18 protein-coding genes are annotated in these 19,878 nt (G+C 66.1%); 6 read left to right on the top strand and 12 right to left on the bottom strand.

Features of this window, described 5'->3' with window-relative positions:
• Window positions 1-37: 37 nt before the first annotated feature.
• Entirely contained in the window at window positions 38-913 is an 876-nt protein-coding gene (gene ttcA, locus ACMG4O_RS11610) for a tRNA 2-thiocytidine(32) synthetase TtcA (protein WP_414433826.1), read from the top strand.
• 140 nt (window positions 914-1,053) lie between these two features.
• Window positions 1,054-3,219 (top strand): malate synthase G, encoded by a 2,166-nt coding sequence (locus tag ACMG4O_RS11605; RefSeq protein WP_414433825.1) that lies wholly within the window; start codon window positions 1,054-1,056, stop codon window positions 3,217-3,219.
• A gap of 95 nt (window positions 3,220-3,314) precedes the next feature.
• Here ACMG4O_RS11605 and ACMG4O_RS11600 read toward each other — a convergent pair whose 3' ends face one another.
• The 3 genes from ACMG4O_RS11600 to ACMG4O_RS11590 form a co-directional block, all read right to left on the bottom strand.
• Window positions 3,315-4,085 (bottom strand): hypothetical protein, encoded by a 771-nt coding sequence (locus ACMG4O_RS11600; RefSeq protein ID WP_370183475.1) that lies wholly within the window; start codon window positions 4,083-4,085, stop codon window positions 3,315-3,317.
• Window positions 4,086-4,165: 80 nt separating this feature from the next.
• Window positions 4,166-5,833, bottom strand: a complete 1,668-nt coding sequence (locus tag ACMG4O_RS11595; RefSeq protein ID WP_414433824.1) for a toxin-antitoxin system YwqK family antitoxin — start codon at window positions 5,831-5,833, stop codon at window positions 4,166-4,168.
• Window positions 5,830-7,932 carry a hypothetical protein gene (locus tag ACMG4O_RS11590; protein ID WP_414433823.1) on the bottom strand — a complete coding sequence of 701 codons (2,103 nt, stop codon included), beginning with the start codon at window positions 7,930-7,932 and terminating at the stop codon, window positions 5,830-5,832. Before ACMG4O_RS11590 ends, ACMG4O_RS11595 begins: the two co-directional genes overlap by 4 nt.
• Before the next feature lie 115 nt (window positions 7,933-8,047).
• On the opposite strand from ACMG4O_RS11590, the gene trmB reads away from it, so the two are divergent.
• On the top strand, window positions 8,048-8,719 hold the full coding sequence (trmB, locus tag ACMG4O_RS11585) for a tRNA (guanine(46)-N(7))-methyltransferase TrmB (RefSeq protein WP_142948802.1): 672 nt from the start codon (window positions 8,048-8,050) through the stop codon (window positions 8,717-8,719).
• Here trmB and ACMG4O_RS11580 read toward each other — a convergent pair.
• From ACMG4O_RS11580 to ACMG4O_RS11545, 8 genes are all read right to left on the bottom strand, one after another.
• A complete protein-coding gene (locus tag ACMG4O_RS11580; protein WP_414433822.1) occupies window positions 8,716-9,207 on the bottom strand; it encodes a hypothetical protein in 492 nt (163 codons plus the stop codon). The two genes, trmB and ACMG4O_RS11580, sit on opposite strands and share 4 nt — an antisense overlap.
• Window positions 9,208-9,219: 12 nt before the next feature.
• Complete coding sequence (locus ACMG4O_RS11575; RefSeq protein WP_142948800.1) at window positions 9,220-9,645, bottom strand: GNAT family N-acetyltransferase; 426 nt, start codon at window positions 9,643-9,645, stop codon at window positions 9,220-9,222.
• A 10-nt stretch (window positions 9,646-9,655) separates the two neighbouring features.
• Window positions 9,656-10,789 carry a JmjC domain-containing protein gene (locus tag ACMG4O_RS11570; protein WP_414433821.1) on the bottom strand — a complete coding sequence of 378 codons (1,134 nt, stop codon included), beginning with the start codon at window positions 10,787-10,789 and terminating at the stop codon, window positions 9,656-9,658.
• A gap of 26 nt (window positions 10,790-10,815) precedes the next feature.
• Window positions 10,816-12,186: an adenylosuccinate lyase gene (gene purB / locus ACMG4O_RS11565; protein WP_335628906.1), complete on the bottom strand. Its 1,371-nt coding sequence runs from the start codon at window positions 12,184-12,186 to the stop codon at window positions 10,816-10,818.
• 136 nt (window positions 12,187-12,322) lie between these two features.
• On the bottom strand, window positions 12,323-12,952 hold the full coding sequence (gene hflD, locus ACMG4O_RS11560; protein WP_370212255.1) for a high frequency lysogenization protein HflD: 630 nt from the start codon (window positions 12,950-12,952) through the stop codon (window positions 12,323-12,325).
• Window positions 12,949-14,049, bottom strand: coding sequence for a tRNA 2-thiouridine(34) synthase MnmA (gene mnmA, locus ACMG4O_RS11555; RefSeq protein WP_370203006.1), 1,101 nt, complete (start codon window positions 14,047-14,049; stop codon window positions 12,949-12,951). Before mnmA ends, hflD begins: the two co-directional genes overlap by 4 nt.
• Window positions 14,050-14,080: 31 nt before the next feature.
• Complete coding sequence (locus ACMG4O_RS11550; RefSeq protein WP_067607485.1) at window positions 14,081-14,548, bottom strand: NUDIX hydrolase; 468 nt, start codon at window positions 14,546-14,548, stop codon at window positions 14,081-14,083.
• Window positions 14,549-14,630: 82 nt separating this feature from the next.
• Entirely contained in the window at window positions 14,631-15,254 is a 624-nt protein-coding gene (locus tag ACMG4O_RS11545; protein ID WP_194856035.1) for a pseudouridine synthase, read from the bottom strand.
• A gap of 109 nt (window positions 15,255-15,363) precedes the next feature.
• Here ACMG4O_RS11545 and icd point away from each other — a divergent pair, with 109 nt between their 5' ends.
• Window positions 15,364-16,626: an NADP-dependent isocitrate dehydrogenase gene (gene icd, locus ACMG4O_RS11540; protein WP_142948794.1), complete on the top strand. Its 1,263-nt coding sequence runs from the start codon at window positions 15,364-15,366 to the stop codon at window positions 16,624-16,626.
• Between the two features lie 29 nt (window positions 16,627-16,655).
• Here icd and ACMG4O_RS11535 read toward each other — a convergent pair whose 3' ends face one another.
• Window positions 16,656-16,958: a cold-shock protein gene (locus ACMG4O_RS11535; RefSeq protein ID WP_067610712.1), complete on the bottom strand. Its 303-nt coding sequence runs from the start codon at window positions 16,956-16,958 to the stop codon at window positions 16,656-16,658.
• Between the two features lie 227 nt (window positions 16,959-17,185).
• Here ACMG4O_RS11535 and clpS point away from each other — a divergent pair, with 227 nt between their 5' ends.
• The gene (gene clpS, locus ACMG4O_RS11530; protein WP_142948792.1) at window positions 17,186-17,554 is read left to right on the top strand and encodes an ATP-dependent Clp protease adapter ClpS; all 369 of its coding nucleotides are present in this window, start codon (window positions 17,186-17,188) and stop codon (window positions 17,552-17,554) included.
• A 43-nt stretch (window positions 17,555-17,597) separates the two neighbouring features.
• Window positions 17,598-19,862: an ATP-dependent Clp protease ATP-binding subunit ClpA gene (clpA, locus tag ACMG4O_RS11525; protein WP_142948791.1), complete on the top strand. Its 2,265-nt coding sequence runs from the start codon at window positions 17,598-17,600 to the stop codon at window positions 19,860-19,862.
• Window positions 19,863-19,878 lie beyond the last annotated feature (16 nt).

The raw sequence follows: 19,878 nt of genomic DNA, 5'->3' as shown, positions 1-19,878 counted from the left end.
TTTCCACCATTCGTTCTCCGCTATCCGACAGCCGACTATGAGCACCGCCGATACCTTCGCCGATACCCAAATGGACGCCAAGCACCGCACCCGTCTCAACAAGCTGCAGAAGAAGCTGCGCCGCGAGACCGGCCGGGCGATCGCCGACTTCAACATGATCCAGGACGGCGACAAGGTGATGGTGTGCCTGTCCGGCGGCAAGGATTCCTACACCATGCTGGAGATTCTGCGCAATCTGCAGCACTCCGCGCCGGTGGATTTCGAGCTGGTGGCGGTGAACCTGGACCAGAAGCAGCCCGGCTTCCCGGAGCATGTGCTGCCCGAATACCTGGAAAAAGAAGGGGTGAACTACCACATCCTGGAAAAGGACACCTATTCCATCGTCAAGGAGAAGGTGCCGGAGGGGAAAACCACCTGCGGCCTGTGCTCGCGCCTGCGGCGCGGCAGCCTGTACGGCTTCGCCGAGGAGATCGGCGCCAACAAGATCGCCCTCGGCCACCACCGTGACGACATCGTGGAAACCCTGTTCCTGAACATGTTTTTCGGCGGCAAGATGAAAGCCATGCCGCCCAAGCTGCGCAGCGACGACAACCGCAACGTGGTGATCCGCCCGCTGGCCTATTGCCGGGAAAAGGACATCATCGAGTTCGCGCGCTACAAGCAGTATCCGATTATTCCCTGCAACCTGTGCGGCTCCCAGGAGAACCTGCAGCGCCAGGCGGTGAAGGACATGCTGCGGTGCTGGGACAAGGAGCACCCGGGCCGGGTGGAGAGCATCTTTTCCTCGATCCAGAACATCGCCCCCTCGCAGCTGGCCGACACCAGCCTGTTCGACTTCGAGCACCTGGAACAAGGCCAGAACCAGGGCGGCGCCGGCGCCCACCGGCTGGACGTGGTGAACCTGTTCGGTTAGCGGTGACCGGCCAGCCGCGCGTGCCACATGATTCGCGCCGCCGTTTCCGCTAAAATACGCACCGCCCTGTGGCCGGCAGGGTGGCCGCCCGCCGCCCCGGCCCTCTCTCTTCGCACTCTCGACCTGAAAGGTAGGAGCACATGACCGATCGAATCAAAAAAGGTGGCCTTGAGATTGCCGCCGAACTCCATGACCTGGTAGCCAACGAGATCGCTCCCGGCACCGGTGTGGAGGCGGATCATTTCTGGACGCAGATGGAGAACATCCTGGCGGACCTGGTGCCGCGCAACGAGATGCTGCTCACCAAGCGCGACCAGATGCAGGAAGTGATCGACGTCTTTCACATGGAGAAGAAGGGCGCCAAGATCGACTTTCAGGAGTACAAGGAACTCCTCGAAGAGATCGGCTATCTGCTGCCCGAAGGCGAGGATTTCAAAGTGGGTACCGCCAATGTGGACGAGGAAATTGCCCATATCGCCGGTCCCCAGCTGGTGGTGCCGGTGCGCAACGCGCGCTTCGCCCTGAACGCGGCCAACGCCCGCTGGGGCAGTCTCTATGACGCCCTCTACGGCACCGACATGATTTCCGACGAAGGCGGGGCCGAGAAGGGCGGCGCTTATAATCCCAAGCGCGGCGACAAAGTGATCGCCTGGGCCCGCGATTTCCTGGACCAGTATTTCCCGCTGGCCGACGGCTCGCACAAGGACAGCACCGGCTACGCCATTGTTGACGGCAAGCTGGTGGTGCGCCTGAAGGACGGCGAGAGCGGCCTGAAGGACGAAAGCCAGCTGCAAGGCTACCGCGGCGACGCGGGCAAGCCGGACGGCGTGCTGCTCAAGCACAACAACCTGCACGCGGAAATCCAGATCGACGATCAGCACCCGATCGGCGCCGAGGACCCGGCCCACGTGAAGGACGTGCTGATGGAGTCCGCCATCACCACGATTCAGGACTGCGAGGATTCCGTGGCCGCGGTGGACGCCGAAGAGAAGGTCGAGGTGTACCGCAACTGGCTGGGCCTGATGAAAGGCGACCTGAGCGAGAGCTTCGAGAAAGGCGGCCAGCGCGTCACCCGTGATCTCAACCCGGACCGCGAATACACCGCCCTGGACGGCTCCACCCTGACCCTGCAGGGCCGCTCCCTGCAGCTGGTGCGCAACGTGGGCCACCTGATGACCAACCCGGCGATCCTCTACAACGACGAGGAAATCCCCGAGGGCATCATGGACGCCATGATCACCGTGCTGGCGGCCATGCACGACCTGAAGAAGACCGAAGGTCCGCGCAACAGCCGCACCGGCTCCGTGTACATCGTGAAGCCGAAAATGCACGGCCCCGAGGAAGTGGCCTTCGCGGTGGAGCTGTTCGAGCGCGTCGAGGACGCCCTCGGCTTGCCCGAGAACACCCTGAAGATCGGCATCATGGATGAAGAGCGCCGCACCACCGTCAACCTGAAGGAGTGCATCCGCGAAGCCAAGGACCGCGTGATCTTCATCAACACCGGCTTCCTGGACCGCACCGGCGACGAGATCCACACCTCCATGCAGGCCGGTCCGATGGCGCGCAAGGGCGACATGAAAGGTCTGCCCTGGATCAACGCCTACGAGAACTGGAACGTGGACATCGGTCTGGAGTGCGGCCTCAAGGGCGTGGCGCAGATCGGCAAGGGCATGTGGCCCAAGCCCGATGAAATGGCGGAAATGATGGCCACCAAGGCCGGCCACCCGAAAGCCGGCGCCAACTGCGCCTGGGTGCCGTCACCGACCGCCGCTACCCTGCACGCCACCCACTACCACGAGATCAACGTGCAGGACGTGCAGGATCAGATCGCCAAGCGCGAGCGCGCGTCCCTGGACGACATCCTCACCATCCCGCTGCTCGACCGCGAGCTCAGCGCCGAGGAAATCCAGCAGGAGCTGGACAACAACGCCCAGGGCATCCTCGGTTACGTGGTGCGCTGGATCGACCAGGGCGTGGGCTGCTCCAAGGTGCCCGACATCAACAACGTGGGCCTGATGGAAGACCGCGCCACCTGCCGGATCTCCAGCCAGCACATCGCCAACTGGTTGATGCATGACGTGGTCAGCAAGGACCAGGTGATGGAAACCATGAAGCGCATGGCCCAGGTGGTGGACGAGCAAAACGCCGGCGACCCGACCTACACCAACATGTCGGATGACTTCGACGGCAGCCTGGCCTTCAAGGCCTCCTGCGACCTGGTGTTCGAGGGCGCCGAGCAGCCCAGCGGCTACACCGAGCCGGTTCTGCACCGCCGTCGCCTGGAGCTGAAAGCCAAGCGCGGCTAAGCCTTCGCGACGCTTGCAGCACCATGAAAAAGCCCGGCCTTGAGCCGGGCTTTTTTGTTTGTGGAAGCGGGCGGGGCCCGCTCCCACAATTCGCTTTATTCGCCGCCGATCTCCACTTTGACTTCCAGGGGCAGGGAAAAGCGGTCGCTGCGCGTGCTGGCGCCGCCCAGGCCGGTGGCGGACTGGCTTTCGCTGACGGTGATCTGCCCGAGCGGCTGCCACTGCCCCGGCGTCACCACCAGGGTGCTGCTGGCTTCCTGGGTGCGGGCGCTCCGCCGGCCGGCGGGTTCGTCGAAACGCTGTTCGATGGTCAGGCGCACCCGGCCGTCGCTGGTGACCACCGGGGTGATGTCGATGCCCTGTTTGAGCGCCAGCAGCGCCGGGAACTGGGTGCCGGTGAGGGCCACCAGGCTGCCCTGGCTAATGCCCGCCGGGTGGCCGGACAGGGTGTTGATGCTGTAGCGGTCCTGGCGGCGGGTGGTGACGGTGTTGGCGCCGGCGTGCACGCTCTGGCCGTTGATGCGGATGTCGCCGCCGGCGCCGCTGCTGTCGCCCTGGCGGCGCAACTGCACGGTGACGGTGCGCGGCACCTCGGGCATGTCGCCGAGGGCGCCGAGAATCTCGTCGAAGTTGCGGTCGTTGGTGCGGATCACCAGCTTGCCCTGGTAGGCGTTGGCGTAGCCGCCTTCGGGCAGCAGCGGGCGGATCACCGGCAGCACCGTTTCGGCGTCGGCGCGCTGGATCACATGGATCGACATCTCGTCGGCGCGGGCGGCGCCGGACAGCGACAGCAGCACCAGCAGGGCCAGAGCAAGACGTCGGGCCCGGGAGCCGCCGGGTAGCGGTGGTGGTGGCAGTAACGGCATCACGAAAGTCCCTGTTCGGCTGGAACCCGCATCATAGCCATAAGCCGCCGTCGCTGAATACCGGTCGGACAGGGCGCGCTCTAGGGCGTCACCCGGCGTCCGTCCTCCCAACGCGCTTTCACCAGCTCGCCGTCGCGGTCCCGCAGCCAGCCCTCGCCCTGGCGCTGGCCGTTCCGGTAGGGGGTAATGCGCTCCACGCGGCCCTGGGCGTTGTATTCGACGAAACGGCCATGACGCTGGCCGTCCCGGTAGTGGCCTTGCAGAAGCGGGTAGCCCTGCGGCGTGGTCTCCCGGTAAGGGCCGTCCAGCCGGCCGGCCTGGAAATGGGCAAAGGTGTGGTTGCCGTTGAGGCTGATCTCGAACACTTTGCCCTGGCGCTTACCGTTCTTGAAGGTGGCGCGGTAGCTCAGTTCGCCGTCCTGGAAGCGCTTCCAGGTGCCGGTGGCGTCGCCATGGTCGTAGTGCCGCTCGGCGATCAGCGCCCCGGAGGCGGAACGCAGGCGCCACTCGCCGTGCAGTTCGCCGTCCACGTAGGTGGCGGTTTCCTGCTCGCCGGTGTCGCGCAGGGTGTGCCATTCACCGACCGGCACGCCATCGCGATAGCGGCCGGATTCGAGCACTTCGCCGTCGGCGTTTTCAGTGCGCCAGGGACCATGCTGTTTGTCTTGCCGGTAGTGCTTATAGGTCCAGCGCTCCCCTTTCGGGCCGCTGCGCTCGCGGACCTCGCCGTCCAATCGGCCCTGTTTGAAATGCGACACCGAGATCAGACGGTCCTGGTCGTCGTAGCCGCGCCAGGTGCCGGTGCGCAGGCCGTCGACCATGCGGCCTTCTTCGCGGCCGCCACCGTATTGGCTGACGATTCGGTGCCCCTGGGGGATACCGTCCATGTCATGCTCCAGGCGTACCACCTTGCCGTTCCTGAAACCGGTGGTCCATTCGCTCTTTTCCCGGGGATAGCTCAAAACCACGCGTTCGGGCGGGCCGCCGCCGTCGTGATCGGCGATCACCCGCAGCCATACCGGCGCATCGTTGCGGTAGCGGCCCTGGGCGTCGCGCTGGAAGCTGGCTTCGCGCCGGCTGTAGCGCCCTTCGCGGTCCTTGCTCCAGGCCATGAACACGCCGGGGGCGGTGTAGCCGGCGTGGCCGATGCGCTGGCCGTCGCGGTCGTAGCGATTGTAGAAGTGGTCGTAATCGCCGTTTTTATAGCGACGTTCCTCGTAGATCTGGCCGCCTTCCGGGCCGCCGCCTTCGCCGTAATAATTGATCCGCATGCCGTGGCGGGCGCCGTCCTTATAGGGCAGCTCAAGCAGCAGGTCGCCGTCTTCGTCGTAGCGCTTTTCGGTGCCGTCCAGTTTGTCGGCGCTGTAGGGCTGGAGCTTTTCGATCCGGCCGTTCTCGAAGTACGAGATAACATCGCCGTCGAGGCGGCCCTGGTCGTCACTGTGGCCGCGCTGTCTGATGTCGCCGTCGGGATACAGGTAGCGCCAGTCGCCGAACCAGTTCGCGTCCGGGCCGGCGCCGGCGCGGGCGCCTTCCGCGTAGAGCGCGTCGTTTTCCCGGTAATAGGCGCGGTACAGATAACCGGGGCCGTCGGGGTTTTCCGGTAACGGCAGATCCACGTAGTAGAGCGCCTGTTCCGGCGCTTTCGCCGGGGAGTCGTACTGGGTGAAATAGCGGCGCTCGGCGTGGCCGGTGGCGGCCAGCATCAGCAGCAGGGGCGCCAGCGCCAGCAAACAGCGGTGTTTCATTGTGGCAACTCCGGCAGTTCCGCGGTCAGGGTGCGGCTTTGCGGGTCCCGGCCACGCAGGAAGCGGACTTTCTTAACCGGGCCCCAGAAGCGGTGCACGCCGTTCTCGTCCTCGCCGAGCGGCTGCAGCGCCAGGCCGGTGTCGTCGACGGCGGCGAAGTCCAGGTGCGCGATACCGCCGCAGTCGTCGCCCAGCACCACGCCGTTGTCCCCCTCGAAGCGGGCGCAGCCGGGGGCGTCCGGGGTCAGCGTGACGGTCTCCACCCGGGTGGGGCAGCGCGCCTCGACGGTGATCCTGCGGTCGTAGAAATAGCGGATCTGATCGTCCTCGGTGCGCAGCTCGAAGCCGGGCCGGGTGCCCCGATCCCGGTCGCCGCCGGCCCAGGTGAAGCGCAAGGGCGTGCCGTGGTGGGCGGCGCCGTCTTCCGGGGTCAGCGTGCACAGGCGCAGGCCCGCCGGGCCGGTGACGCGCAGCCGGTTCTGGTCCTGGCCGCTCAGTTCCATCCCTTCAAGCAGGCCGTCGAGCCGCTCCGGGACCGGCGGCAGCGGTGACGCTTCGTGCCGTACGCCGGCCGGGTCCTCTATCGGCTCGTCCGGCAGTGGCCGTACGGTGAAGGTCAGTGCCCGCTGTTCCCGGTGCAGCGGCGTCAGCCGCAGCGACGCGATGGGGGCCTCGGTCAGCAGGCTGACCTCCGCCGGCGGCGCGCCCAGGGTCAGGCGTTCGACAAAGGTGTCGGCGGAGGTGTCGCCCTGCTTGGGCGCCCGGTACACCACCGCGAAGTCCAGCGGCTCGCCGTCGGCATCCAGCGGGCGGGCGCTCAGCCGCCCCTCATTTTCCAGGTGCAGGTCCACGCGCCGTTCGTCCCATTCCAGCACCCGGGTGCCTTCGGGCAGGTCATCGCCCTGTTTCACGGTGATGGCTTCTCCCGGCACCCAGATACTGGCCTGGCCGTTCACGGTGATCGGCTCGTCGCCGGGCATCGGGTGGTTCGGGGTGGGAATCAGCAGGTCGCGGCCCAGGTCCTGCGGGCCCGGTTCCGCCAGGCCGTAGAAGCCGCCGGATTCCGCCAGGCGGTTCAAGGCCAGGCCCGCCGGCGCGTCGTCGCCGAGGCCGGTGAGGTGGAAGCTGGTTTGCTGTTGCAGCGGGGCGGCGAGGGCCCAGTCCCCGGTGGTCACCAGGCGGTGCTCGTCGGTGTGATGGAAGAGGCTGTCCTCCAGGCTGTCGAGCAAGGTATTCACATGCCCGGCGTCGCGCAGCGGTTGCAGCGATCCGGCCTCCATGAAGAACGGATCGGCCAGCCGGCGCTCGGTGTACTCCGCCTGCATTTCCGCCTGTATCGGATCCACATCCCAGTCCCTCACCGGGTAGGGGTAATGGCTTTGGCTGATCAGCAGCAGACGCTGCTCCACCCGCGCGTTCTGCTCCGGCAGGGTCACGGTGCTGTGCAGGCGCAGCGCTTCGGGCATGCCGGAGGGCCAGCGGGCGACCATGCGCGCCTGGCCGGTGACGCCGTCGCCGTCCAGGGTGAGGGCGATCAATACCCGGTCGCCGTCCCGGTCCAGCACCTCGTAGTCGGCGGCGACGCTGGGCAGGCCCCACAGCGCGGCGTCCGCGTGCCAGGTGTCGCCGGGGCGCGGGTCACGGGGCAGGGGGACCGCCGTGGCGGTGGCCTGATCCAGCAGTTGCTGCACCTTGTCGCCGAAGCGCTCCACCAGCGTCTCGTAGAGCGCTTGGTCGGCGATCCGGGTGTCGGTGATTTCAACGTCCTCGATGCGGCTCAGGGTGCCGGTGGAGAGAAATTTCATCAGCGGTTCGGCGCGCTCGCCAAGCCGGTCCAGGTCGCGGGTATCCAGCTCGCCGCTGCCCAGGCGCAGCCAGGGCAGGGTGGTGCGGATCCAGCGGCCGTCGTCGGGCCCGTCCGCGATACGGTTGCGGACCAGGGCCTTGAGGTTCATGTCCTGGCTGTAGTCGTCGTCCAGAGGCGTCATGGTCTGATGGGCGACGAGCAGGAAATCGTCCTCGTAGTCGCTGTCGGGGGCCGGATTGTCCTGGCAGGCGGTGATCAGGAAAAGGCAGAAAAAAACCAACAAAAAACGCATAATGGCAAACTCCGTAACGCGCGGAATTGTAGCCAATATCGTCGCGGCAGGGTGGTCCGCGGGCCGGAAATGTGAATCAAGTTGTCCTAAATAATGCCCCTTCTCGAGACACAGCATGTTTGCTAACAGCCGGGCGGTGACCACTAACCAGGAAGGGGTGCACCCCGCTCTGGAAGCGACGGTGCGTCGCCACCTGGCGCACCCCTGGCGGGCGCCGCTTGGCGACCATGACCGCGAGGCGTTTGCCCGGGCGCAGGCCTGGGTGGGGACTTCCCGGCGGCCCCTGATTCTGGATTCGGGCTGCGGCACCGGCCGCTCGTCGATGCTGTTGGCGCGACGGCATCCGGAGGCGCTGGTGCTGGGGCTGGACCAATCGGCCCACCGCTTGGCGCGCGCGGAGCGCCGTTTCGATCCGCCTGATAATCTGCTGCTGGTGCGCACCGACTGCGCCGGCTTCTGGCGCTTGGCGGAGGCGGCCGGCTGGCGGCCCTGGCGGCATTACCTCCTATACCCGAACCCCTGGCCGAAGAGCGCCCACTTGAAACGCCGCTGGCACGGTCACCCGGTGTTTCCGCATTTGTTGGCGTTGGGCGGTACCCTGGTGCTGCGCACCAACTGGGAGTTGTACGCCCGGGAGATGGCCGAGGCGCTGGCGTTCGCGGGCCTTTCGGCGTCGGTGAGCGAACTGACGACGGACGGCGAATCACTCACCGACTTCGAGAGCAAGTATCGGCATAGTGGTCACCGGCTCTGGGCGTTGACCGCAAACGCTGAAAAGACCGTCTAGAGCCGCAGTTCGCGCAGCTCCCGGTTGGCGCGGCCCCGTTCCCAGACGTGGGCGAACTCATCGGCCCGGCGTGGGCCCAGGGGCAGGGCGTGGGCGCACAGGGTCAGCCGCTCCGGGCGGGGCCAGCCGTGGGCCTCGAACAGGCCGGTGCGGTCGGCGACCGCGAAGCACAGGCGCGGGTCCGCATCGTCCGCTTGTGTCTGGCGCAACTGAAGCCGTGACGGCAGGCGGCGGCCCAGGTGGATCAGGCCGTGGCCGGTTTTCACCGCATGCCCGGCGTCGTCGAACAGCACGCGCAGATCGGCGCGCGGCGATGACAGAGCCAGGCTTTTGAGGGCGTCCAGGACGTCGCCGTCGTTGCTGAGGGCGTCCAGCTGAGGCACGCGCAGCCACAGGCGGCGCCGGCCGGCGCGGATCAGCGCCGCCAGGGCAGCCGTCGCCGAAGACGGACGGTGAAGGGTGCTGTCTTCGCCGATCCGGAGGTCCATGGCAGCGCCGCTTCAGGTGAGCAGCTTGAACATCTGGCGGTGGGGGATATGGGCGTCCATGAAAATTCCCCCGGAGGCGGAGAACCCGGCGCCTTCGTAGAAGCTGGTGGCGTGGGTCTGGGCGTAGAGGAAGATTTCCCGCATGCCGGCGGCGCGGGCGGCTTCCTCGGCGGCCACCAGCAGGGCGCGGCCGATGCCGCTGTTGCGGCGGGTTTCCAACACGCACAGCCGGCTGATCTGGCCGCTGCCCAGCAACCGGATGCAGCCGATCGGCTGCTGGTCGTCGTCGAGCGCCAGAAAATGACGAGAGGCCGGGTCGGCGCCGTCCCATTCCAGTTCTTCGGGGACGCCCTGTTCGCCGATGAAGATGCGCTCGCGCAGAGCGCTGAGTTCGGCGCGGTGTTCGTCCCAGGAGGTTTCGATAATGCTAAAGGCCATGGCGTTCTCGTTAAAGCTCGGCAAAGTAGCCCTGGTCTATCCAGTGGTTAAGCAGGTCGCGGCTGTCGGCGTTGAGCACCTCAGCCAGCTCGTCGTGTCGATAGCGGCGCTGGCGTGCAAGCAGCCGCGCCAGCGGCTTCTGGCCCTGATTGAGAGGCCAGGGTTCCCCGTTGAGCCAGGCGGTGTCGCCGTGGCAGAGAAGCCGCGCGCCGCCATGCCGGATCAGGGCCGTGGCGGGGTCGGCGGCGCGAATGTGCGCCGGGTCGATCAGAAAATCAAGTCCTGTCTGCCGTGGCGTGCTCAGCCAGCGGGCCAGGGCGCGCCCGGCGGCGCCGCGATCCAGCAGCCCGAAGGCGCGGTCGAGCATGGCGTCGCGGTCGGCGGCGCTCAGCTCGCCGGCGTCGTCCACCGGCGCCCGGCCCGGGTCGGTATACAGCTGCTCGTCGGTGTCGGCGAGGGTTTCGGCGACCATTTCCGCCAGCAGGTCCCGGTAGTCCGGGGCCCGGAACCCCACCGACCAGGTGATGCAGTCGCTGTCCAGCGCCACGCCGTGGTGGGCCATGCCGGGCGGCAGGTAGAGCACATCGCCGGGGCCGGCGGTGTGTTCCTGCTCCACGGGCATGTGGGCCAGCATTTTCAGGGGCACATCGCCGCGCAGGCGGCTGTGTTCGTCGCACTGCGGGCCCAGCTGCCAGTGCCGCCGGCCGGCGGCCTGGATCAGGAAGACGTCGTACTGGTCGAAATGGGGGCCGACGCTGCCGCCTTCGGCCGCGTAGCTGATCATGATGTCGTCCAGGCGCCAGCCGGGCACGAAGCCGAAATCATCCAGCAGCAGCGACACCTCGGTGAGGTAGTGGTCCACCGACTGCACCAGCAGCGTCCAGTCCCGGTCACCCAGCTCCGCGAAGCGCTGTTCGTCCAGCGGGCCCTGTTCCAGGTGCCAGGGGCCGTTGCCGGCGCCACGGATCAGCCGGGACTCCACCTCCGGCTCCAGCGCCAGCCCGGCCAGGGTATCGGCGTCCGGGTGGTCCAGGCCGCCGGCGGCGCCGGGCATGAACAGGGGCGCCCGCTGCCAGTGGCGCGCCAGGAAGTCCCGGGGCGCCATCGGCAGGTTGAAGCGGGGCAGAGCGGTGGCGGCAGACATGGTATCCGGCGGCGGCGCGCTGGCGCCTACTGGACGCCGCGCGCCTGCTGGCCGGCGTTGCCCACGTAGGTGGCCGGGGTCAGCGCCTTGAGGCGCTCCTTGGCGTCCTCGGGGATCGCCAGGTCGTCGATGAAGGCGGCGAGCGCCTCCTGGGTGATCGCCTTGCCGCGGGTCAGCGCCTTCAGTTTTTCATAGGGCTTTTCGATGCCGTAGCGGCGCATCACGGTCTGGATCGGCTCGGCCAGCACTTCCCAGGCGGCGTCCAGGTCGTGGTCGAGCCGTTCGGCGTTGATTTCCAGCTTGCCGATGCCTTTCAGGGCGGCTTCGTAGGCGATCAGGCTGTGCGCCAGGCCCACGCCCATGTTGCGCAGCACGGTGGAATCGGTGAGGTCACGCTGCCAGCGGGAGATCGGCAGCTTGCCGGCCAGGTGGTCCATGATCGCGTTGGCGATGCCCAGGTTGCCCTCGGAGTTCTCGAAGTCGATGGGGTTGACCTTGTGCGGCATGGTGGAGGAGCCCACTTCGCCCTCCACGGCGCGCTGCTTGAAATAGCCCAGGGAGATGTAGCCCCACAGGTCCCGGTCGAAATCCAGCAGGATGGTGTTGAAACGCATCAGGGCGTGGAAGTATTCGGCGATCCAGTCGTGCGGCTCGATCTGGGTGGTGAAGGGGTTGAAGCTCAGCCCCAGGCCTTCCACGAAGCGGCGGGCGAACGCCGGCCAGTCCACCTCCGGGTAGGCGGCCAGGTGGGCGTTGTAGTTGCCCACCGCGCCGTTGATCTTGCCGAGGATCTCCACCGCCGCGAACTGGTCGCGCTGGCGTTTCAGGCGCGCCACCACGTTGGCCATTTCCTTGCCCACGGTGGTGGGCGAGGCGGACTGGCCGTGGGTGCGCGACAGCATGGGGGTGTCGGCCAGGCCGTGGGCCAGCTTGCGGATGCCGCCGATCACCTGGTCCAGTTTGGGCAGCAGCTGCTCGCGGGCTTCGCGCATCATCAGCGCGTAGGACAGGTTGTTGATATCCTCGCTGGTGCAGGCGAAGTGCACGAATTCGCTCATGGCGTCCAGCTCTTCGTGCTCGGCCATGCGCTCCTTGATGAAGTATTCCACCGCCTTGACGTCGTGGTTGGTGGTGGCTTCGATTTCCTTGATCCGCTCGGCGTCCTTCTCTTCGAAGTCGCGGGTCACGCCGCGCAGGTGCCAGGCGGCCTTGCCGCTCATCAGCGGCACTTCCGGGATCGCCTTGTCATGGGCCAGTTGTTCCAGCCAGCTCACTTCCACGTGGACCCGATAGCGAATCAGGCCGTATTCGCTGGTGATCGCGCGGAGGGATTCACACTTGCCGGCGTAGCGGCCGTCCACCGGGGAAATGGCGGTAAGGGAAGTAAAGCTGGACATGGGGCAACTCCTGAAGGGAATCCGATAGCGGCGCAATCATACAGCAAAATGGCGCCGCTCGCGTAGCGCCGGCGCGCGCCGGGAAGGCGCCCGGGAAAGGCGCGGATTTTAGTTAAAGTCGATTATCAGGTTATAGCTATAACTCACTGAATTTTATGCTTTCCAGGATTTCCAGTTGCTGCTTGCGCTGGAACAGCAAGCGCCAGCGGCGTCCGCCCAGCTGGTGCCACAGAAAGGCGGCCCGCACGCCGGCCAGGAACAGGGCGCGAATACGGGCGGCGTTGTCCTCGTCCTGCAGCCGCGCCGGCTCGCCCTGGACCCGGATGCGAAACCGGAAGGTGCCCAGGGTATCCAGGTAGATGCCCGCCAGGCGATGACAAAAAGTGACATTGGTGGTGCCGCCCTGGAAATGCTGGCGCTGGCCCTCCAGGGCGATCAGCCGGTGGCGCAGGATACTGATCACGTCGCTGTTCTTGCGCAGCTTGGAGGACAAATGCAGCAACGCCAGCGAGTAGCTGAGCGGCCGCGCCGCCTGGCGGGTCTGCTCCCGGTTGAGGCTCTGGCGCAGCAGGCGCAGGCCGTTGCGGAACAGGGCGGGGCGCGGGTAGATGGTGTCGAAGTCGGTGGCCTCCATGGTCATCACCCCGTCGAGCAGGGCCTCCATGGCGGCGTGATCGCAGTCGCCGCTGGTGGCGATCTGGTCGGCCAGGGTGGCGGCCTCGAACACCGCGGCCAGAGCCAGGGCTTGTTGCTGCTGCGAGTTCATCGCGTCTCCTCAATGACCGCGCCGCCCAGACAGGCGTCGCCATCGTAGAACACCACGGACTGGCCCGGCGTGACGGCCCGCTGGGGCTGGTCGAACACCACCCGCACGCGGCCCGCGCCGGCGTCTTCCACCCGGCAGGCCTGGTCCGGCTGCCGGTAGCGGGTCTTGGCGGTGAGCCGGGCCGGCAGCGCCGGCGGCGCGCCGGCGATCCAGTCCACCGGCCCGCTGGTCAGCTCGTCGCGGTAAAGCAGCGGGTGGTCCTGGCCCTGCACGGCGATCAGCACGTTGCGGTCCAGGTCCTTGCCGGCCACGTACCAGGGGGCGTCGCCGGCGTCGGCCAGGCCGCCGATGCCGAGGCCCTGGCGCTGGCCCAGGGTGTAGTACATCAGGCCGTCATGGCGGCCGATGCGGTGCCCGGCGTCGTCCTCGATGTCGCCGGGCTGGGCGGGCAGGTAGGTTTCCAGGAAATCCTTGAAGCGCCGCTCGCCGATAAAGCAGATGCCGGTGGAGTCCTTCTTTTTATGGTTGGCGAAGCCGCGCTCGCCGGCCAGACGGCGCACTTCCGGCTTCTCCAGGTCGCCGAGCGGAAACAGGGTGCGGGCGAACTTGTCGCCGCCCACGGCGTGCAGGAAGTAGGTCTGGTCTTTATTGTCGTCCACCGCGCGCAGCAGCCGGGCGTGCTCACCGGCGTGATCGACCCGGGCGTAGTGGCCGGTGGCGATATAGTCCGCGCCCAGGGTCAGGGCGTGGTCCAGGAAGGCGCGGAACTTGATTTCCTTATTGCAGAGGATGTCCGGGTTGGGGGTGCGCCCGGCGCGGTATTCGGCCAGGAAGTGCTCGAACACCCGGTCCCAGTACTCGGCGGCGAAGTTGGCGGTGTGCAGCTCGATGCCCAGCACCCCGGCCACCTGCATGGCGTCGAGCAGGTCGTCCCGGGCGGTGCAGTATTCGGTGCCGTCGTCCTCGTCCCAGTTCTTCATGAACAGGCCTTCCACCTGATAGCCGGCGTCCAGCAGGCGGGCGGCGGCCACGGAGGAATCGACACCGCCGGACATGCCGACGATGACGCGGGTGTTTTCGGGCGCTTGTGCGTTCATGGGGCTCTCTATATAGGCGCTTTAACGCGAATCAACCGCGCTGCAGCGGCCAGGGGTGCTGATAAATGGCGTCCAGCGGCAGGCGCCGGCCGCTTTGATAGTCTTCCACGCAGCGCGCCACCAGCGGGCTGCGGTGCTCGGCGCGGCGCTGCGCCAGCTCTTCGGGGGTCAGCCAGAGCGCTTCCAGAATGCCGGTGTCCAGCTTCTGGTGCGGGTCGTGCCCCCGGGGCTCGGCGATGAAACAGGTGCGGTAGTATACCCCGGCGCCTTTATAAGGCTGAAAAATGTACCAGCCGAGCAGGCCGGTGATCTCCACCCGCCAGGCGGTCTCCTCCAGGGTTTCCCGGTAGGCGGCCTGCATCAGGTCCTCGCCGAATTCGGCGTGGCCGGCGGGCTGGTTGATCACCGCTTCGCCGTTCTGGGTTTCGCGCACGAACAACAGGCGGCCTTCATGTTCCACCACGGTGGCGACTGTAATATGCGCTTGGAAGCTGTTCATCCGGTTCCTGATCCGTCTGTGGTTTGCTGCGGGCGCCGATGGTAGCGCACCCGGGCGCGCCGCGACAGCCGCGGGCGGTGCCTCAGCCACGAGGCCCGCGCGTACCCCGGGCCGGAGCCCGGCGCCGGCCTTTGCGCGCGGCCGGGCGGGGCGGCTTTTTGGGGGCGTGGATTTGCAGTTCACGCCATTCGCCGGGGGCCAGGCCGCTCAGGTCCCAGTCACCGATGCGCCAGCGTACCAGCCGCAGGGTGGGGTGGCCGATGGCGGCGGTCATGCGCCGGACCTGGCGGTTGCGACCTTCGTCTAGGGTGAGTTCCAGCCACTGGTCGGCTACCGTGAGCCGCGTGCGCACCGGCGGGTGCCGTGGCCACAGGGCCGGCGGCGGCACCGCTTCCACCGGTGCCGGACGGCAGGGGCCGTCCTTCAGGGTGATGCCCTGGCGCAGGCGCTGGAGGGCGTCTTCCGACGGCTCCCCCTCTACCTGCACCAGGTAGGTCTTGGCCTGGTGGAAGCGGGGGCTGGCGATGTGCGCCTGCAGGGCGCCGTCATCGGTCAGTAACAGCAGGCCCTCAGAGTCCCAGTCCAGCCGGCCGGCGGGGTAGACCCCCGGCACCGGAATGAAATCCTTCAGCGTGCGCCGTCCCCGTGGATCGGTGAACTGGGAGAGCACCTGAAAGGGTTTGTTAAACAAAATCAGTCTGGCCATGTCAAAAAACGCCTTAGTAGGCCCGTCAAGGCCAAGCAAGAATAACGGCTGAGTGCTATACTCGCCAGGCAACCGAATCCGACGGTTTTTTTCAGAGGGAGTAGTGTAGATGGGATACCAAAAGATCACGGTTCCGGCGGACGGTGACAAAATCACCGTTAATGCGGACCTATCCCTGAATGTCCCCAACCACCCGGTTATTCCGTACATTGAAGGGGACGGCATCGGCGTCGATATCACGCCGGTGATGATGAAAGTGGTTACCGCCGCTGTAGAAAAAGCCTACGGCACCAAACGTGGCATCACCTGGATGGAAGTCTACGCCGGTGAAAAAGCCACCAAGGTTTACGGCCCGGACACCTGGATGCCGGAAGAAACCCTGGAGGCCCTGCGGGAATACACCGTGGGCATCAAGGGCCCGCTGACCACCCCGGTGAGCGGCGGCATCCGGTCGTTGAACGTGGCCCTGCGCCAGGAGCTGGACCTGTACACCTGCATGCGTCCGGTGCGCTGGTTCGAGGGCGTGCCCAGCCCGGTACGTCACCCGGAGCTCACCGACATGGTGATCTTCCGCGAGAACTCCGAGGACATTTACGCCGGCATCGAGTGGGCGGCCGACAGCCCCGAAGCCACCAAGCTGATCCGCTTCCTGCGCGAGGAGATGGGTGTCACCCAGATCCGCTTCCCGGAAGGCTGCGGCATCGGCATCAAGCCGGTTTCCCGCGAGGGCAGCCAGCGCCTGGTGCGCAAGGCGATCCAGTTCGCCATCGACAATGACAAGGATTCGGTCACCCTGGTGCACAAAGGCAACATCATGAAGTACACCGAGGGTTCGTTTAAGAACTGGGGTTATGAGCTGGCGGTGGAGCGCTACGGCGCCGAGCCCCTGGACGGCGGCCCCTGGCACGTGATGAAGAACCCGCGTACCGGCAAGGACATCGTCATCAAGGACGTGATCGCCGACGCCTTCCTGCAGCAGATTCTGATGCGTCCCGCGGATTACAGCGTGATCGCCACTCTGAACCTGAACGGCGACTACATTTCCGACGCCCTGGCGGCGGAAGTGGGCGGCATCGGCATCGCGCCGGGCGCCAACATCGGCGGCTCGGTGGCCCTGTTCGAGGCCACCCACGGCACCGCGCCGAAGTACGCCGGCCAGGACAAGGTGAACCCGGGCTCGCTGATTCTCTCCGCGGAGATGATGCTGCGTCACATGGGCTGGAACGATGCCGCCGATCTGGTGATCACCGGCATGGAAGGCGCGATCGCCGCGAAGACCGTGACCTACGACTTCGAGCGTTTGATGCCCGACGCGACCCTGCTCAAGTGTTCTCAGTTCGGCGACGCCGTGATCGAGCACATGGGGGTCTGATCGGCCCCGGCCTCCGCGCGGTCCCGGCGTCAGCCGGAGACGGCGCTGTTTTCCCGGTCCCGTCGTCGTGGTTTCTGGCGGCGGGAAGTCGGGGACTCTCCGTCCTTGCCGTCTTTCCCGTTTTTGACCTCACCCGGTTTAAGATTGACCGCGTGGTAGCCTTTGCTGGCCTCGCGCAGCTCGTACTCCACGTTCTGGCCTGCGTACAGGGTTTTGTACCCTTCCTCCTGAATGTAGGAGTAATGCACGAAAAGGTCGTCACCGCCTTCATCGGGCCGCACGAAGCCGTAGCCCTTGGCGTTGTTAAACCATTTCACTGTTCCCGTTGCCATGGTCCTTCCCTCTGGCCGCTGGCTGTGATTGTTCTTATTTATCGCGGCTGCGATAGAATAGGCTGGTTTTTGATCAACTGTTCCCTAAGGCCGCGAGGGTGTCAACCCCCGGTGGGGATTGAAAAATACCCGGACACCCCTCATTTGTTCATTGCCCGCTGACGCCGGTGGGTATACAACCGTTAGAGATGGTTATGAAGAGGCAGCAACACCCGATATTTGTTCACATGAGCGACAGGCGCTCTACCGGCCACATCTGGGGCCCGGCGTCGGACCCTGGCAAGCCGGATGAGCCCGATCGTCATGGCGAGGCCACCGTTGAGGAAGCCAAGCCTCGACTCAAGCGCCCGCCGATGTACAAAGTATTGATGTTGAACGACGACTACACCCCCATGGATTTCGTCGTCGAGGTGCTGGAAACCTTCTTTCGCATGGACCGCGAGCAAGCCACCCGGGTTATGCTGACGGTGCATACCCGGGGGAAGGCGGTGTGCGGGGTGTTTCCCCAGGACATCGCCGAAACCAAGGCCGCGCAAGTGGTCGACTACGCCCGTGAAAATCAGCATCCGCTGATGTGCCAGGTCGAAAAGGCCTGATAGTCTCCGGCAACGGAGCGGGCAACAAGCAGTGAGGTAGCCTATGCTCAGCAAAGAACTGGAACTGACTCTCAACGAGGCTTTCCACCACGCACGCAGCCACCGGCATGAATTCATGACCGTGGAACATCTGTTGCTGGCGCTGCTCGATAACGAGGCGGCGGTGGAAGTGTTGCGCGCCTGCGGCGCCGATATGGAAGAGCTGCGCGAGGCCCTGACTCAGTTCATCGACGATTCCACCCCGTTACTGCCGGAAGACGGCGAACGCGACACGCAGCCCACCCTGGGTTTCCAGCGGGTGCTGCAGCGCGCCGTATTCAGCGTGCAGTCCTCGGGCAATAAGGAAGTCACCGGGGCCAACGTGCTGGTGGCGATCTTCAACGAACAGGAGAGCCAGGCGGTTTACCTGCTCAACAGCCAGGACGTGCACCGTCTGGACGTGGTCAATTTCATCGCCCACGGCATTTCCCAGGTGGAGGACAACGACCCGGCCGCGGAACAGCGCGAGGAAATGGACGGCGGCGCCGAAGGCGCACCGGCCAGCGCGCTGGAATCCTATGCCAGCAACCTCAACGAGCTGGCCCGCGCGGACCGTATCGACCCGCTGGTGGGCCGTGCGTTCGAGATCGAGCGCGCCGCGCAGATCCTCTGCCGCCGCCGCAAGAACAACCCGTTGCTGGTGGGCGAGCCGGGTGTCGGCAAGACCGCCATCGCCGAGGGGCTGGCGCGGATGATCGTGGAAGAGAGGGTGCCCGAGCCGCTGCTCGACGCCACCGTCTACTCCCTGGATCTGGGCGCGCTGCTGGCGGGCACCAAGTACCGGGGTGATTTCGAGAAGCGCCTGAAGAACCTGCTCTCGGAGCTGCGCAAGCAGGACAACGCCATTCTGTTCATTGATGAGATCCACACCATCATCGGGGCCGGGGCGGCGTCCGGCGGCGTCATGGACGCTTCCAACCTGCTCAAGCCGATGCTGGCCTCCGGCGAGCTCAAGTGCATGGGCTCCACCACCTTCACCGAGTACCGCACCATCTTCGAGAAGGACCGGGCGCTGTCCCGCCGCTTCCAGAAGATCGACGTGGTGGAACCCTCGGTGGAAGACACGGTGGGCATCCTCAAGGGGCTCAAGAGCCGTTTCGAGGCGCACCACAACGTGGTCTACACCGACGCGGCCCTGAAGACGGCGGCGGAGCTGAGCGCGCGTTACATCAACGACCGCTTCCTGCCGGACAAGGCCATCGACGTGATCGACGAGGTCGGCGCCTGGCAGCGTCTGCGCCCGGAAGGCGAGCGCAAGGAAACCATCGATCAGGCGGACGTGGAAGCCATCGTGGCGAAAATCGCCCGGATTCCGCCCAAGCAGGTGTCCTCTTCCGATAAGGAAGTGCTGCAGAACCTGGAGCGGGATCTGAAGATGACCGTGTTCGGCCAGGAGGACGCCATCGACACCATTTCGGCGGCGATCAAACTGTCCCGTGCCGGTCTCAAGGCCGACCACAAACCGATCGGGTCCTTTATGTTCGCCGGCCCCACCGGGGTGGGCAAGACCGAGGTCAGCCGTCAGCTGGCCCGCGCCCTGGGCGTGGAGCTGGTGCGCTTCGACATGTCCGAGTACATGGAGCGGCACACCGTCAGCCGGCTGATCGGCGCGCCCCCGGGCTATGTCGGGTTCGATCAGGGCGGGCTGCTCACCGAGGCGGTCACCAAGACGCCGCACTGCGTGCTGCTGCTGGATGAGATCGAGAAGGCGCACCCGGAGGTGTTCAACATCCTGTTGCAGGTGATGGATAACGCCAGCCTCACCGACAACAACGGCCGCAAGGCGGACTTCCGCAATGTGATCGTGATCATGACCACCAACGCCGGCGCCGAGGTGCTCAACAAGCGCACCATCGGCTTCACCGAGCAGGACCAGTCCACGGACGGCATGGAAATGCTCAAGAAGGTGTTCTCGCCGGAGTTCCGCAACCGCCTGGACGGCATCATCCAGTTCAGCGCGCTCACCCCGGAAGTGATCCTGGGCGTGGTCGACAAGTTCCTGGTGGAGCTGCAGGCGCAGCTGGACGAGAAAGCGGTGGTGCTCGACGTGGACGACGGCGCGCGCCGCTGGCTGGCGGAGAAGGGCTACGACAAGGACATGGGCGCCCGGCCCATGGCCCGCTTGATCCAGGAGCAGATCAAGAAGCCCCTGGCGGAGAAGCTGCTGTTCGGCGAATTGGCGGACCGCGGCGGCCAGGTACGCATTACCGCCGGCGACGATGGACTGGTGCTGACGGTGGATGCGTCCGAAGCGGAGGCGACCTGCTGAGGTCGCCCCTGAACGT

The sequence above is a fragment of the Alloalcanivorax venustensis genome, from assembly GCF_047495515.1.
Classification (GTDB): domain Bacteria; phylum Pseudomonadota; class Gammaproteobacteria; order Pseudomonadales; family Alcanivoracaceae; genus Alloalcanivorax; species Alloalcanivorax venustensis.
The sequence above is the reverse complement of the archived record's forward strand: the minus strand, read 5'-3'. Positions and strand labels throughout refer to the sequence as shown.